The sequence below is a fragment of the Polynucleobacter sp. MG-Unter2-18 genome, assembly GCF_018687675.1.
Lineage (GTDB): Bacteria > Pseudomonadota > Gammaproteobacteria > Burkholderiales > Burkholderiaceae > Polynucleobacter.
In genome coordinates, this window is the sequence record NZ_CP061302.1 from 412,251 (window position 1) to 426,580 (window position 14,330).

The window sequence follows — 14,330 nt, forward strand, 5'->3', positions numbered from 1 at the left end:
ATAGTGTTATGATCTTTTCAGAATCAGCCCTGACATGACGGAATCTATCAAAATTGAGTGAAGAAACGCAACCCGGAATACAGGAAAGTGAGCGAGATGCGGCAGTAGTCAATATTGGCTCGCAGGTTGCCACTGCCCCGATAGCTCCAGCCAGCTCTTTTAGCGGGGGTGGTGGGTCACTCCCCCAAAGTTTAGTAGGCCTACAAAATCGCATCAAAGCGCTCAATGCCCAGCAACGCCTGATTCTGTCAGCAGCAGTATTTTTGGTAATAGCCGTACTGGTATTTGTTTCTGTCTCTGGAAAAAGTAAAGACGACTATCGCATCTTGTTTTCCAGCATTAATGAGCGAGATGGGGCTGCAATCGTGGCAGCCTTACAACAAATGAACGTGCCTTACAAGTTCACCGAAGGCGGGGCAGCCATATTGGTGCCTGAATCCGCGGTTTATGAAACCCGATTGCGTTTGGCGGGTCAAGGCTTACCCAAGGCTGGTAATGTGGGTTTTGAGCTGCTCGAAAATCAAAAAATGGGAACGAGCCAGTTTGTAGAGCAAGTCAATTACCAGCGTGGTTTAGAAGGTGAATTAGCCCGTAGCATTAGCTCTTTAGCGCAAGTCAAGTCCGCAAGGGTCATGTTAGCGATTCCTAAGCAGACGGCTTTTATGCGCGAACAGGAAAAGCCTACTGCCTCTGTCATTGTGACGATGCACCCTGGACGCTTTTTAGATCCTCAGCAAGTTGCAGCCATTACCAATTTAGTGGGTTCTTCCGTCCCAAATCTTGGCCCCGCAAATGTAACAATTGTTGATTCAGAAGGTAGTTTGCTTGCACCTAATGCACAGCGTCTGGCAGGCTTGGATAGCACGCAACTCAAGTATGTTGCTGAACTTGAGGGTGCGCTGTCAAAGCGGGTGCAATCGATCTTAGAACCTGTCACTGGTAAGGAAAATGTCCGAGCGCAAGTCACGGTGGACATGGATTTTGGCGAGCTAGAGAGAACTGAAGAAACTTTTGGTCGTAATTCGCCACCCAATCAATCTTCGATTCGCAGTCAGCAAACCAATGAAGCTGCCACTCCCAGCTCGACTACTTCTGGTGTTCCTGGCGCTCTAACCAATCAAGCACCTGGCGCAGCGCAAGCGCCGATTAATACTCAAGCTGCTGGTGGTGCAGCGGGACCGCAAAACCTCAATGCACCCCCCACTAGTTCAGGTTCTAGCGCCAGCAATATTAAAAAAGATGCAACGATCAATTACGAGCTTGACCGCGCTATTCAGAGGATTAAGTCTGAGAAAGGTCAAGTCAGGAGGGTTTCAGCTGGTGTAGTAGTGAACTATAAACAGCCTGCTGGCGAAGATAAGGATGGGAAGCCCCGAAAACCGATTCCATATAACGCTAAAGAACTTGAGCAAATCAATAATTTAGTGAGGGATGCCGTCGGGTTTTCAGAGCGTCGTGGCGATAGCGTCAGCGTAGCTAACATTCCATTTAAGGTGGAGTTGAGTGATGAACCCCCGTTTTATAAGCAGCCTGGAATCATTGAGCTAAGCAAAGAATTCTTTAAGTTCGCCATTATTTTGGGCTCGCTTGGCTTGATGTTTTTTGGAGTTGTGCGCCCCTTACTCTTCCCTCCGAAAAAGGACGAAGTTATGGAAGAGCAGCGTATTGAGGAAGAGTTTGACGAGAAGATTAAAGCTGAAATGGCGCAGATGGATCCTCGGGCGCGTGAAAAGCGCCGTATGGAAGTGGAGCTCTTGCGCGAGCGCCAACGCCTTGCTGAAGAAGAAGAGCGAGCTAGAGCTGAAGAGGATCGCAAACGGACTGAAGAAGAGCGTAAACGGATCGACGAAGAGAAGAAGCAAGAGTACGAAGAGCTGCTTCAATACGCTAAGGATTTTGTGGAAAATAATCCCAGAGCCGTTTCTGCAATTTTCAAAGAGTGGTTGTCTGAAGATGCGGCTAAGCAAAATGCTGGCAATGCTGAAGCTGCGCCGGCCGTATAACATGAGGAGAATCTGTTTTGGCTGATGAAGCTCCCGTAGAAAAATCGCTATCGATAGCAGAGGCTCTGAAAGAGGGAGTCAAAGCTGCGCCTGTTGGCGGTACGATTTCTTTCGATGATTTGGACGGTGCTTCTCGTGCTGCAGTAATACTTTTGGCTGTTGGTGCTGAATCTGCAGCTAATGTGATGCGCGGTATGACTCCATTTGAGGTGCAACGCCTCTCAGGAAAGATGGCCGTCGTGCGTTCTTTAAGTAGAGATTTAGTATTAGAAGTGCTGCGGCAATTTAAGGACGTCAGCTCCAACAACACCCAAGTTGCATTTGACACTGATGATTTTATGCAGAACATGCTTACCAAAGCCATGGGCGCAGAAGGAGCTTCAGATCTATTAGGGCGCCTTGAGTCTACGCTGGACATGTCTGGTATCGAAACCCTGAAGCGCATGGAGTCAGATGTTCTGTATGAGCTTATCAAAAATGAACATCCGCAAATTATTGCAACCGTGATGGTGTTCCTGGATCCTACGCAAGCAGCCGGCCTGCTGAAGCTATTCCAAGATGAACTGCGTAACGAACTCATCTTGCGTATTGCTCTTTTAGAGAAAGTACAGCCAGCCGCTCTTAAAGAATTGAACGAGGTAATGTCTCGCTCTTCTGGCCCAGATTCGGATTTCCGTCGCAGTACTGTTGGCGGCGTAGTACCTACTGCCGAGATTTTGAATATGCTTTCGGGTGGATTGGATAAAGTCGCTTTAGAAAATATTCGAAACTACAACAGTGACTTGGCAGATGCTATTCAAGAAAAAATGTTTGTCTTCGAAGACTTTTTGGAGCTGGAAGATCGTTCATTACAGACTTTATTGACAGAGGTTCCGCAAGAGACACTCATCATTGCGTTAAAAGGTGCAAGTCCAAAATTGCGTGAAAAAATCTTTAAGAATATGGCAAAACGCTCTGCTGATACAGTGCGTGAGGATCTCGAAACAAGGCCACCTGTGAAGGTGATCGAAGTCGAGTTAAGTCAGAAAGATGTGATTGCGATAGCGCGTGCCTTGAGTGAAGAGGGTCGAGTCAATATGGAGAGAGGTAAGTCCGCTGATGCCTTCCTCTGATGAGGACTCCTTGCTAACGCGATGGGAGCCACCTTCTTTTGATCCTCCTGCACCTCCTAAGCCACCTAAGGTGGCTCCGATTTACTACCCTACGGTTGAAGAAGTTGAAGCCATACGCGAGGCAGCTTACAAAGAGGCTTATGAGCTTGGCTCCAATCAAGGCTTTGTAGAAGGCCGTGAAGCGGGTTATGACGAGGGTAAGGCAAGTGGTCATGAAGAGGGATATAAAGTAGGGTACCAAGACGCAGAAGAAGAGATACTGCGTTTGCAAAATGCCTTGGGTCATCTTTTAGAGGCAGTAAGTGGTATGCCCGAGGCTATTGCAGAACCGCTAACACAATTTAGCTTTGAAATCGCCTCACGTTTAAGCGCAAACAGTTCTATGGAGCGCGCTCCTTTTGTCATGGCGGTGCAAGAAGCGCTGATGCGTTTACCTCGACCTGGTGAGAATCTTTATCTACGCTTACGCGCTGAAGAGGTGGAAACTTGGAGAAGAATTGTTGAAGATCCAGGCTTGCCATTTAATTGCACTATCTTAGTAGATGCAGATGTTCGCCCTGGGCATGCTTACGTAGAGGTGAGTGGTGCTCGTATTGATGTGGGGGTTGAAGCGCGTATCGCATTAGTCAAGGCCGCCTTGGGTTTAGATGGTGTAGCAATGCAAGACGAAAAAGGAATTACTCCAAAAACTTCTGCCGCACTCTTAGATAATCAGTTTGATAGTGAGTCGCACACTGCAGATGAGAAGTATCCTGAAAAAGATATACAGAGCGATTCTGAAATGAATCCTGATGATCAGGCGAATCTAAAATGAGTGTTTTGCAAGCTCATGAGTTGGTAGATCAGATAGAGTTGCGGCGCCAACATCTCATGCAAACGCCTTACTCGATTCGAGAAGGGAAGTTAAAGCGCGTCTCTGGAATTGTTTTAGAGGTTGAAGGCTTGCCAATGAGCATTGGGTCTGGCGCAACCATCCTATCCGAGTTGGGCGGCAAGACTTATGATGCCGAGTGTATTGGCTTTAATGGTGCCATCACTTATTTGATGCCGATTGATGCTATGGAAAATATTTCGCCAGGTGCATTAGTGTATCCAGCAAATACGCCCTTTAATTCTGGTGCAGGTTATATCTCTAGTAGCGTAGGTGAACCCTTGACGATTGGCGAGAGTTTGCTTGGCAGAGTAGTCGATGGTTTGGGCCGACCAATCGATGGGAAGGGTTACGGTGAAAAACAATTTTCACCCATCATTCAAAGAATGTTAAATCCCTTGGACAGAACGCCTATCCACGAACCATTGGATGTTGGTATTCAGGCAGTCAATGGTTTGTTAACAGTAGGCCGTGGTCAACGCGTTGGAATATTTGCGGGTTCTGGTGTCGGTAAAAGTGTTTTATTAGGAATGCTCGCGCGCAATTGTGTTGCTGATGTCATTGTGATTGGTCTAGTTGGCGAGCGTGGCCGTGAAGTGCGGGAGTTTTGTGAAGATACTCTAGGACCAGAATCCTTTAAGCGTGCTGTGGTTGTTGCTGCACCTGCAGATGCTTCCCCTTTAGCGCGCTCAAAAGGAGCGTCATACGCAACCGATGTGGCGATTTGGTTTCGAGATCAAGGCAAACATGTAGTTTTGATTGTGGATTCACTCACCCGTTATGCCATGGCTTTGCGAGAAATTGGCCTTAGCTTGGGAGAGGCACCGGTTGCACGTGGCTATCCGCCTAGTGTATTCGCCCGCATGCCTGAGTTAGTTGAGCGAGTCGGCAATGGCGCCAACCCCGATGGCTCGATCACTGCTTTTTATACTGTGTTGCTCGAGGGTGATGATACTAATGATCCTGTTGCTGATACAGCACGCGGTATTTTAGATGGACACTTCTTCCTTTCTAGAGAGTTAGCCGATAGCGGACACTACCCAGCTATTGATGTGGAGAAATCAATTTCTCGTGTAATGCCAAAAGTAGTCTCTAAAGAGCACCTACTTTCTGCTAGAAGAATGAAGCAGCTATACAGCCGATACATGCGGGGTAGAGATCTAGTTTCAATGGGCGCTTATATTGCAGGTAGCGATCCAGAATTAGACGCTGCTTTGCAAGCTTGGCCCAAAATCCAGGCTTTTTTACAGCAAGACGCGGATATAACTGTCCCTTTAGATCAAACTGAAAGTTTGTTAGCTCAAATTAGTCCGCCTAACCCGTAAATCTGATGAACGCCATAGAGCTCCTCCATCGCTTGGCCAAAATACGGGAAGATCAAGCTATGGCGCGAGCAAAACGTGTTGCCAGTCAGGTAAACCAGCAAAAAGCCTTTAAAGATCAAGTACTTCAATATGCTAAAGATTATGAAGCTCAAATGCTTGCCAGCGGTAAGGGCGGAGCGTCGGTTGCATTTATTCAGGACGCTAATGCCTTTAGAGAAAAGTTACTGCATAGCGCAATTGAGATGGATGGACAGATTCAGGGCTTGACTAGAGCTTCTGAGGAGACCCTAAAAACAGCTACTATGGCCAGAATGCGTACTCGAGGGCTATCAAAGTTGGTCGACAAAATGCACCGAGAGGCCAAGATAAAGCTGGCTAAAGCAGAGTTAAGCCAGTTCGAAGATAACTTCTCAGCAAGGCTGAGTTATAAAACTGGCACGAAAGATGCATAGTTGGTAGTGTTCCATTTGGAGAAAGCATGCCAACAGTCAGTCAAATACAGATGCAAGCAGCAGTTAGCCCCTTCAGTGAGGCTATTGCTCAACCGGGTAGTCTTGCCGGCGGCTCTGCCATGCCTGTTGGTTTTGATACTTTCTTGTCTTCCTTGAACCAAAAGATGCTGGCACGCTTAGATGCGAGAACAGATTCAGCCAAATTCAGCAGTCCTAAAACTGGTTTGGGTACCTTAGGTATGCAAAATTTGCCAGGATTTATAAAGCAAGATAAAGATTCTGCAAAAATTACCGATCCCATGCAGTTACTGGCGGCTCAGTTGGCAGCCCAAGGACTGATTGGTCCAGTTGTAAATCAACCCACTGTAAGTAACCCATTGCTTAATAGTGGCCTGGGAGTGAATGCTGTAGATTCAAGCAAAACAATGGCTGGGTTGAATTTGCCTAGCGCTTTAGGTCTAAAAGGTCAAAATATTGACTCCCAGCAAAACCAGTTAATTACGCAGTCACTTGCAAGAGCAATGAAGGAAGCGGGACAAGGCAACAACTTAGGCGCTCAAAATCCGCAAGTAGCTCAGTTAATGCAAATGCTGCAGCAAGCCCAACCTACCAACACTGCCCAAGCCAGTGCCCTAGAGCAATTAAAGGGCTTAGTGGCGCAAGCTGGCCAAACTAGCCAAACCGCTAGCCCAGCTCCTAAAATCACGCTGACCCCAGAGCTCGCTAGTGCGATCCGGGATCTCGCGCAGCAAGCCCAACCTACCAACACTGCCCAAGCCAGTGCCCTAGAGCAATTAAAGGGCTTAGTGGCGCAAGCTGGCCAAACTAGCCAAACCGCTAGCCCAGCTCCTAAAATCACGCTGACCCCAGAGCTCGCTAGTGCGATCCGGGATCTCGCGCAGCAAGCCCAACCTACCAACACTGCCCAAGCCAGTGCCCTAGAGCAATTAAAGGGCTTAGTGGCGCAAGCTGGCCAAACTAGCCAAACCGCTAGCCCAGCTCCTAAAATCACGCTGACCCCAGAGCTCGCTAGTGCGATCCGGGATCTCGCGCAGCAAGCCCAACCTACCAACACTGCCCAAGCCAGTGCCCTAGAGCAATTAAAGGGCTTAGTGGCGCAAGCTGGCCAAACTAGCCAAACCGCTAGCCCAGCTCCTAAAATCACGCTGACCCCAGAGCTCGCTAGTGCGATCCGGGATCTCGCGCAGCAAGCCCAACCTACCAACACTGCCCAAGCCAGTGCCCTAGAGCAATTAAAGGGCTTAGTGGCGCAAGCTGGCCAAACTAGCCAAACATCCCCTCAAGTATCTTCTTCAGACCCTAAGCCTGCTTTAGTTGTCACTACTTCGACCGTAGGAGTAGCTGAAAAACTTTCTACGCCGCCTCTAGATAGTCACAGTATTAGCAAGGATCAAAATTCTGCGATTATTAGTTCGCAAAATATGAAGAATTCTGATAATTCCTTGATTCCTTTGTATGCAGGTCAAGCGTCCAAAGAAAATAAAGGCCTTGAGGTCGCGCCCCGTATTACCCCAGCATCTGATTTTCATGTCAAAGAACTTGAAAAAATAGATGAGTTAGCTAGTCAAGATCTTAATAGCCTAAGCGCCCAATATAGTGGTCTTGCACGCTTAGATAGTCAGACTTCAGAAGCCCTTCAAAAGTTTCAAATCAAGCAAACAGAGGCTTCTTTTGTGAGTGGCCCCTTACTTAGTGAAATTATGAGTGCTGCAAAGTCTGGTGGCGGTCGCATAATGTTTGAATTAACACCGCCGGAGCAAGGTACGATCCGGATTGATTTGCAAATTAATCAAAATGGCCATGCACACTTAATTGTTGAGGGTGCCAGTGATGCAACAAAATCTCGCCTCGATCAGGGCGGCCAAAACTTAAAGCAAGAGTTTGCTCAAATGGGCCTCAATCTTTCCCTTGATCTTAGGCAGGGTAATCAGTCTCAACAGGCGTCAGGTCAATCCTTTAATAATGCCCGTCAGGACTATTATGCTAGCCAGCAGACTACGAATCCCAACCCTAAAAACCTTGCAACAATAGATTTTATAGGTTCGGGTCATAATACGAGTGCTAGCGGAACAGTGCATCTGTTTGCTTAATATGATGAAAAATAAAGGGAATTAGCATGGCTGATGAAGAACGCGTAGAGCCTACCTTAGATGTCAATGGCGGGCTACCACCCCCACCAGTCGTAGAGCAGATAGAGATAGAAGAAGAAAAGCCTAAAAGCAAAAAAATGCTGTTTTTGATCATAGGCTTGGTAGTAGTGCTGGCTGGAGCGGTTGGTGGCTATTTCTATATGCAACATAACGCTGAGCTTAAAAGACAGCAAGAAGCTGAAGATAAACGCCCTGAAAATATTTTGAAGAAGCAATTGATGGAGCGCAAAGATAATGCTGCCCCAATTTATATTGCGCTAGACGAAATGATCGTAAACCTGCCTGGTAGAGGAGGCGAGCATTATTTGCAGACTAAGATGGTTCTCAGAACAAATGATGGGTCCACCGAAGATAAAATCAAGAAGTTTATGCCTGTCATAAGGGATAAAGTTATTACGGTTTTATCCTCACGCCAAATGCAAGAGTTGGCAACTGTCGAGGGTAAAACGATGATGGCTCGCGAGGTCGCATTGGTAATTAATTCAATTATTGCGCCGCAGCTAACTGCCATTTATATACTCCAGCAACAACCATCAACAGCTGATATTCAGAATTTAGAGAGAATAGGTGCTGTACCAAAAGAAACTTCTTCAGGTCAAAAGATTACTGGCGAGGCTGCTAGGGCTGCGGCAGAATTTTGGAATGTTACTGAGATGGATCTTCCAGTTCAGGCCGTACTATTCAATACCTTTGTAATGCAGTAAAATGAGGGCTAGACAGACCACTTAGGAAGATATGGCGACAGGAGCAATCAATGTCGAGATGAACATTGCAGCTGAAGATCAGCAGTCCATGTTCGACAAATCGAAGATTATTGCTCGTCGGCGCATGCCGACATTGGAGCTGATTCACGAGCGTTTTTGCCGGGCGGTTCGTTTATCCTTATTTAATATGATTCGAGCACCCATTGAGGTGCAAATGCATATGCCGAGCGTCAAAAGCTACGAGCAATTTGTATCTGAATTTCCTGAGCGGACAAATATTAATATTGTTGGTATCCGTCCTTTGCGCGGGGTGGGGTGCTGGATTGTTGACCCTGGAGTTGTCTATATCGCGATTGACAATATGTTTGGTGGCGAAGGTCGATTAGCGCCCAGACTGAGCTTACGCGAATACACCCCTACTGAGTTGCGCATCATTCGTCGTTTAGTCGATGCACTTCTAAATGACTACGAGAAGGCTTGGAAAGCGGTATATGAAATCAAGTTTGATTTCATGCGCCAAGAGACTAATTTTGGATTTGCGAAGATTACTTCCCCAGGGGAGATGGTGCTTCATTCCAAATTTACCATTGAGATTAACGGCAGACCTGGTGATGTCGACCTTTGTATTCCATTTTGGGTGATGGAACCTATTAAAGCCATCCTCTATAACAATATGCAAGGCTTTGCAAGTGAACCGGATGAGCATTGGACTAATTTATTAAATGATCAAGTTCACGAAGCGCCAGTGACTGCCGTCGCTGTATTGGCTCGTAAGCAGATGCTATTACGTGAGATTACATCTCTATCAGTGGGAGATATTATTCCTATTGAAATTAATGATCCAGTGACCGTTTATGTGGATGGCCTGCCTGTTATTAAAGGGCAATACGGCGTAAAAGAAGGCCGCTATTCTGTCAAAGTGAGTACGATCCAACATCCTGCAGAATTCCTAAAAAGCCCCTTAGAAAAGGCGCGCTTGGGTCCGAGTATGATGCGAAGTGCGGAAAAAGGGGAGTTGTACGAGCAGCCGGGAGAGCATCCTCAGGCTTTTGCGCCGATGCCGACTACTGAGTCCAATAAAAGGGACGCCTCAAGCGATACAATAGGTCAGCTTGCGGATGAGCTGGACCCCAAATAAACCCAAGTATCAAGCAGGCATAGAAGAGATTAAAGAGGATCAAGATGGCTGAAAACGATAATGATTTAGCGAAAACGCTCACAAGCGCTGATGTATCTGGTTCCCTTCGTAAGGCTACATTTAACAACTTAGAAGATGGCGCAAAAACCGGTGCAGATTTTAATGATATCGATTTAGTGATGGATGTACCGGTTCAGGTCACAGTCGAACTTGGACGTGCAAAAATGCAGATTCGCAATCTCTTAAATCTCACTTACGGCTCTGTGATCGAGTTAGATATTCTGGCTGGAGAGCCACTAGAAGTTGTGGTGAATGGTTGCTTAGTAGCACAAGGTGAAGTGGTTATCGTGAATGATCGTTATGGTATCCGCTTAACCGATATTGTGACTCCCGCAGAGCGTCTGCGTAAAATTAATCGTTGATTTAAATGGGTACCTCGGTTGGAGGCATGTTGCTTTTCTCATTCATCTGGCTGGCACTTGCTGCCGCACTAATTTGGGTAGTTGCCTATTTAGTCAAACGTGACTCTGCAGTGCGAGCAAATAATCCTCATGTAATGATCTTGGCTCAACAAGCTTTAGGCCCTAGAGAGCGTGTAATTATTGTGAATGTACTTAATCGTATCTTGGTGATTGGGCATACTCCGACCCAAATTAATCTATTGATTGAATTAGATCCTGAAGATGTGGCTCACATGAAGCCACAACCCAGTAGCGTCGACTTTGCCAATCAGTTACGTGCTTTGGTCAAAAGGAAAATCGGTTGAAAAATAAGATTACCTTTTATATCACCGGGGTAATAGGAGCACTTGGATTTTTCCCATTCATAGCGTGGAGTCAAACTTTACCGCTAGTGACTACAAAGCAGGCCAGTGGTGGTACAACTTATTCAGTGCCTGTTGAAACGGTTTTAGCTCTCACAGCATTGAGCTTTTTGCCTGCAGCTTTAATTTTAATGACTAGTTTTACAAGGATTTTGATTGTGTTTTCTTTGTTACGTCAGGCACTAGGTTTAACCACTATGCCACCTAACATTGTATTAATAGGGCTTTCATTGTTTCTCACTTTATTTATTATGAATCCAGTATTTGATTCAATGTATAAAAATGCTTATCAACCATATTCCGTAGGTAAGTTGGCTTTTCCCCAGGCGGTAGAAATTGGATCAAAGCCCTTAAAAGAATTTATGTTGAAACAAACGCGTAAGGACGATTTGAATTTATTCGTCAAATTGTACGGAAAAGAAATTGAAGCACGTGAAGAAGTTCCGTTCACGGTTTTGATCCCAGCATTTGCGATTTCAGAGATTAAGACAGGTTTTTTAATTGGCTTCATTATCTTCCTACCATTTTTGGTCATTGATTTTGCAGTTGCCAGCATCTTAACCTCTCTAGGTATGGTGATGGTTTCGCCGATGATGTTTTCCTTGCCACTGAAGTTGATTGTATTTACCTTGGCAGATGGTTGGGTCTTACTCTCGACCTCATTAGTCCAAAGTTATATTAATTAATTGCCATGGAGAGTGGGGTCGTTCTCGATTTGGTTTATCAGGCCTTGAGGATGGTCGCAGTTTTGGCGGGGCCTATACTCATGGCATTATTGGTTGTGGGACTAATCATTGGTATTTTGCAAGCAGCCACCTCGGTTAACGAGTCCACGGTTGCATTCATTCCAAAACTAATAGTATTTGCTGCCGTTGTTATGATCGCTGGGCCCGTCACTCTATCGTTGTTTACAGACTATATGAGAGAGCTCTTTGCGCGCATACCAGGCTTGGTAAGTTAATTGATGTTGACTATCAGCGGCCTTCAAATTGAGCAATATATGGCAATCTTTATGTTCGCCTCGTTAAGAGTTTTTGGACTTCTTTTGACTGCACCCATGTTCGCCTTAAGAACAATTCCGTTACAGTTTCGTCTATTCGTCGCTTTGGCATTTGGTATTTATCTTCTGCCGCTACTGGGAACTGAAAAAATTCCATACCCCGGGAGTATTACTTTTTTTGCTTCGGCGATTGAGTTGGCTATTGGCGCTTTCATTGGATTTGCGGTTCGTATAGCATTTATGGTGGTCGATATTGCAGCAGAAGTACTCTCTTTTTTAGCTGGCTTTAGTTTTGCATCTACTAACTTTTTCGATCCTTCTTTAGCATCTGGTTTGGTATCACAGTTTTTGGGCTTAGTGGTTTTGGCTCTTGCATTTACGTTTAATATTCATTTAGTGTTAATCGATTTGGTCTTAAGTAGCTTTAAAACAGTACCATTAGGAATTTGGCCTCAAGCATGGACTTCTAAAGGATTGATAGATTTATTTTCCGCATCATTTCGTTTAGGATTAATACTATCAATGCCTGTACTACTGGTTTATATGATGTTCAATTTAATTCAAGCATTTCTAGGAAGAACTAGCCCACAAATGAATTTATTTTCTGTAGGGTTTGCGGTCAGCATACCTTTGGCCTTTTTGGTTATTTTTTTGATCTTGCCAGATCTGCAGTTTATTTTAGAGCGCTCTCTTGAAAATCCTTTACAACTTATCCGTCAAGGTTTGGAGACACCCAATGCGAAATAAGTTCAACATAAAATCTCTGATTCAATTTGCAGGTAGTACTTTATTCATAATTGCTAGCTGTTCTGTAGGCTGTCAGACCCTAGATTCATCTGATAAGCCCACCTCAATAACGATTTCAGTTGAGGAAGGGCTTACTCCAAAAGAGCAAATATTGTTAGGACAAAACTCATTAAATCAAGCGACTGATGGCCCCGATGAATGTGACAAGAAATTCCCTTTTTCAACTGCGACGAATAAAAATGATCCATATGCTGATACTGGCCCTGAAACATGCAAGAAGCTAAAAATACGTGGTCAACGCATGCAATGTGAAATTGACTCACTTGTATTGGAGAAGCCTGAATCGAATACAACGGGAGCTAAAATAGAGTTGGCCAGTTGGGCTCGTTGCAATGGGAAGATAGCCGATTTATTAATTGAAGGCTACTATTTGCCAGCGAGTGAAATTGAAAGAAGGTTGCAAATTTGCAGCTCTAATTATTATGCCGATCCTGGTAAGATGCCCAAAGCAGGTTGGTATCAACGGTTTCTCAAATGGTATACCAGTAATGATTTAACCCCGCCACCAACTGATGCAGCCCTTGAGGTTGCATTAAAACAGTCAACACCTCTCGATAGCCGGCAAGATACTGCTGGCTTGATGAAGTGTGAGTGGATGTTTGGTAATAGTCGTACACCTCAGATAGATCCACTACCAAGTTCCAGTAATGTAGTGCCGACCACTCCAGCTAAAAGACCTGTTAAGAAGTAAGAATTAGCACCCGCTGACAGTTTCTACTGGCCAATCTGTTGATAAGGCGCTTAAATTAGTGCTTCTAAGGTATATATTCGAGTCATCTGAAAATATATTTGTAAATCTTTCTTAAACGAAATTACAAATATTGCCGTAAGCAAGATCATGATGAATAGAATCCTCAGTCCTTTTGCTATGGTCATAGCCCTAGCTCTTAGCCTTGTGCTGACGCAGCCGGTAATGGGCTCCGATCCTGCGCCAACCCCCAATACAGTAAATAAAGTTGAGAAGATAGCTGATAAAGCCAAGGTTACTGTATCCCCATCCCCTTCCAGTGACGAAGAGATGAGCAAGGCATTGACTAGTAAAATTAACAAAGGGTCTGGTGACATCATTATCCGAACTAGTGATCTGGCTGTTAACAACACTGCCATGATCTCTGCAGAGGTGAAGCCAAAGTCCGTAGCTAAGCCATCTACCAAACCCGTCGAAAAAGAAGTGCATACTCATCATTGGACCTATTTTGATGGACCAGGTGGTCCAGATAATTGGGGTAATTTAAGTAAAGATAATTTAGCTTGCCTTAAGGGAAAGAACCAATCTCCTATCAACATCAATATTGATAGGGCTGTCAAAGCAGAATTAAACCCAATAGAGTTTATTTACAGGGCATCGCCTCTGACTATTATCGATAACGGCCATACCATCATGGTGAATTACGGCGAAGGCAGTAATTTGATGGTAGATGGTAGGCAATATCGACTGGTTCAGTTTCACTTCCACAAACCTGGCGAAGAGGCAATTAATGGTGAGCGTAGTGATATGGTGGCGCATTTAGTGCATCAGCATCATGATGGCAGTCTAGCAGTAGTGGCGGTTTTATTGAGTACTGTGAAACCAGTAGCGCTCAGAAAATACTGGTGGGGCGAGGATGCTGCAAAAGAGAATGCTCTCATTAGCACTCTTTGGAACAACGTTCCATTGGTCAAAGGCAAAGCCGAAACTCCTGGCGTCATGATTGATATCAATCAAATATTGCCAACGGATAGAAGCTACTTCACTTACATGGGATCTTTAACAACGCCGCCGTGTACTGAAAACGTTCTCTGGCTTGTTCTCAAAAATCCAATTTACATTAGCGAGGCTCAAGTAAAGAATTTTGATCGCATTTATCCGATGAATGCACGACCTCTGCAACCTAAGGGTGACAGATTGGTTAAAGAAACTAAGTAGCTATAGTTTGATGCTAGG

The 14,330-nt window shown here is 45.2% G+C and carries 15 protein-coding genes; all 15 read left to right on the plus strand.

What is annotated here, in order from left to right:
* The first annotated feature begins 53 nt into the window (after positions 1–53).
* The 15 genes from fliF to C2759_RS02295 all read left to right on the plus strand — a co-directional run bounded on the left by fliF (position 54) and on the right by C2759_RS02295 (position 14,312).
* The gene (gene fliF, locus C2759_RS02225; protein WP_215355951.1) at positions 54–2,003 is read left to right on the plus strand and encodes a flagellar basal-body MS-ring/collar protein FliF; all 1,950 of its coding nucleotides are present in this window, start codon (positions 54–56) and stop codon (positions 2,001–2,003) included.
* A gap of 17 nt (positions 2,004–2,020) precedes the next feature.
* Entirely contained in the window at positions 2,021–3,115 is a 1,095-nt protein-coding gene (gene fliG, locus C2759_RS02230; RefSeq protein ID WP_052728712.1) for a flagellar motor switch protein FliG, read from the plus strand.
* Positions 3,102–3,929: a FliH/SctL family protein gene (locus C2759_RS02235; protein ID WP_215355953.1), complete on the plus strand. Its 828-nt coding sequence runs from the start codon at positions 3,102–3,104 to the stop codon at positions 3,927–3,929. Before fliG ends, C2759_RS02235 begins: the two co-directional genes overlap by 14 nt.
* Positions 3,926–5,311: a FliI/YscN family ATPase gene (locus C2759_RS02240; protein WP_215355954.1), complete on the plus strand. Its 1,386-nt coding sequence runs from the start codon at positions 3,926–3,928 to the stop codon at positions 5,309–5,311. The genes C2759_RS02235 and C2759_RS02240 overlap by 4 nt, the downstream gene beginning before the upstream one ends.
* A 5-nt stretch (positions 5,312–5,316) precedes the next feature.
* Complete coding sequence (locus C2759_RS02245) at positions 5,317–5,763, plus strand: flagellar export protein FliJ (RefSeq protein WP_215355956.1); 447 nt, start codon at positions 5,317–5,319, stop codon at positions 5,761–5,763.
* Positions 5,764–5,789: 26 nt separating this feature from the next.
* Positions 5,790–7,874 carry a flagellar hook-length control protein FliK gene (locus C2759_RS02250; protein WP_215355958.1) on the plus strand — a complete coding sequence of 695 codons (2,085 nt, stop codon included), beginning with the start codon at positions 5,790–5,792 and terminating at the stop codon, positions 7,872–7,874.
* 26 nt (positions 7,875–7,900) lie between these two features.
* Complete coding sequence (gene fliL / locus C2759_RS02255) at positions 7,901–8,638, plus strand: flagellar basal body-associated protein FliL (RefSeq protein ID WP_215355960.1); 738 nt, start codon at positions 7,901–7,903, stop codon at positions 8,636–8,638.
* Positions 8,639–8,669: 31 nt separating this feature from the next.
* Positions 8,670–9,776, plus strand: a complete 1,107-nt coding sequence (gene fliM, locus C2759_RS02260) for a flagellar motor switch protein FliM (protein ID WP_215355962.1) — start codon at positions 8,670–8,672, stop codon at positions 9,774–9,776.
* Between the two features lie 44 nt (positions 9,777–9,820).
* A complete protein-coding gene (gene fliN / locus C2759_RS02265; protein ID WP_215355964.1) occupies positions 9,821–10,198 on the plus strand; it encodes a flagellar motor switch protein FliN in 378 nt (125 codons plus the stop codon).
* A 26-nt stretch (positions 10,199–10,224) separates the two neighbouring features.
* Positions 10,225–10,542 (plus strand): flagellar biosynthetic protein FliO, encoded by a 318-nt coding sequence (gene fliO, locus C2759_RS02270; protein WP_215355965.1) that lies wholly within the window; start codon positions 10,225–10,227, stop codon positions 10,540–10,542.
* Positions 10,539–11,285, plus strand: coding sequence for a flagellar type III secretion system pore protein FliP (fliP, locus tag C2759_RS02275; RefSeq protein WP_251367002.1), 747 nt, complete (start codon positions 10,539–10,541; stop codon positions 11,283–11,285). Before fliO ends, fliP begins: the two co-directional genes overlap by 4 nt.
* A 5-nt stretch (positions 11,286–11,290) precedes the next feature.
* Entirely contained in the window at positions 11,291–11,560 is a 270-nt protein-coding gene (locus tag C2759_RS02280; RefSeq protein WP_215355967.1) for a flagellar biosynthetic protein FliQ, read from the plus strand.
* Between the two features lie 51 nt (positions 11,561–11,611).
* On the plus strand, positions 11,612–12,346 hold the full coding sequence (locus C2759_RS02285) for a flagellar biosynthetic protein FliR (RefSeq protein ID WP_256441209.1): 735 nt from the start codon (positions 11,612–11,614) through the stop codon (positions 12,344–12,346).
* A complete protein-coding gene (locus tag C2759_RS02290) occupies positions 12,336–13,097 on the plus strand; it encodes a hypothetical protein (protein WP_215355971.1) in 762 nt (253 codons plus the stop codon). Before C2759_RS02285 ends, C2759_RS02290 begins: the two co-directional genes overlap by 11 nt.
* Before the next feature lie 147 nt (positions 13,098–13,244).
* Positions 13,245–14,312 (plus strand): carbonic anhydrase, encoded by a 1,068-nt coding sequence (locus C2759_RS02295; RefSeq protein ID WP_215355972.1) that lies wholly within the window; start codon positions 13,245–13,247, stop codon positions 14,310–14,312.
* Positions 14,313–14,330: the final 18 nt, after the last annotated feature.

Bases quoted from the DNA above. Each gene is read 5' to 3' on its own strand.
- C2759_RS02285 (WP_256441209.1), top strand. From the start codon at position 11,612: ATGTTCGCCTCGTTAAGAGTTTTTGGACTTCTTTTGACTGCACCCATG.
- C2759_RS02240 (WP_215355954.1), top strand. From the start codon at position 3,926: ATGAGTGTTTTGCAAGCTCATGAGTTGGTAGATCAGATAGAGTTGCGG.
- C2759_RS02245 (WP_215355956.1), top strand. From the start codon at position 5,317: ATGAACGCCATAGAGCTCCTCCATCGCTTGGCCAAAATACGGGAAGAT.
- C2759_RS02235 (WP_215355953.1), top strand. From the start codon at position 3,102: ATGCCTTCCTCTGATGAGGACTCCTTGCTAACGCGATGGGAGCCACCT.
- C2759_RS02250 (WP_215355958.1), top strand. From the start codon at position 5,790: ATGCCAACAGTCAGTCAAATACAGATGCAAGCAGCAGTTAGCCCCTTC.
- fliN (WP_215355964.1), top strand. From the start codon at position 9,821: ATGGCTGAAAACGATAATGATTTAGCGAAAACGCTCACAAGCGCTGAT.
- fliM (WP_215355962.1), top strand. From the start codon at position 8,670: ATGGCGACAGGAGCAATCAATGTCGAGATGAACATTGCAGCTGAAGAT.
- fliL (WP_215355960.1), top strand. From the start codon at position 7,901: ATGGCTGATGAAGAACGCGTAGAGCCTACCTTAGATGTCAATGGCGGG.
- C2759_RS02295 (WP_215355972.1), top strand. From the start codon at position 13,245: ATGATGAATAGAATCCTCAGTCCTTTTGCTATGGTCATAGCCCTAGCT.
- fliO (WP_215355965.1), top strand. From the start codon at position 10,225: ATGTTGCTTTTCTCATTCATCTGGCTGGCACTTGCTGCCGCACTAATT.
- C2759_RS02290 (WP_215355971.1), top strand. From the start codon at position 12,336: ATGCGAAATAAGTTCAACATAAAATCTCTGATTCAATTTGCAGGTAGT.
- C2759_RS02280 (WP_215355967.1), top strand. From the start codon at position 11,291: ATGGAGAGTGGGGTCGTTCTCGATTTGGTTTATCAGGCCTTGAGGATG.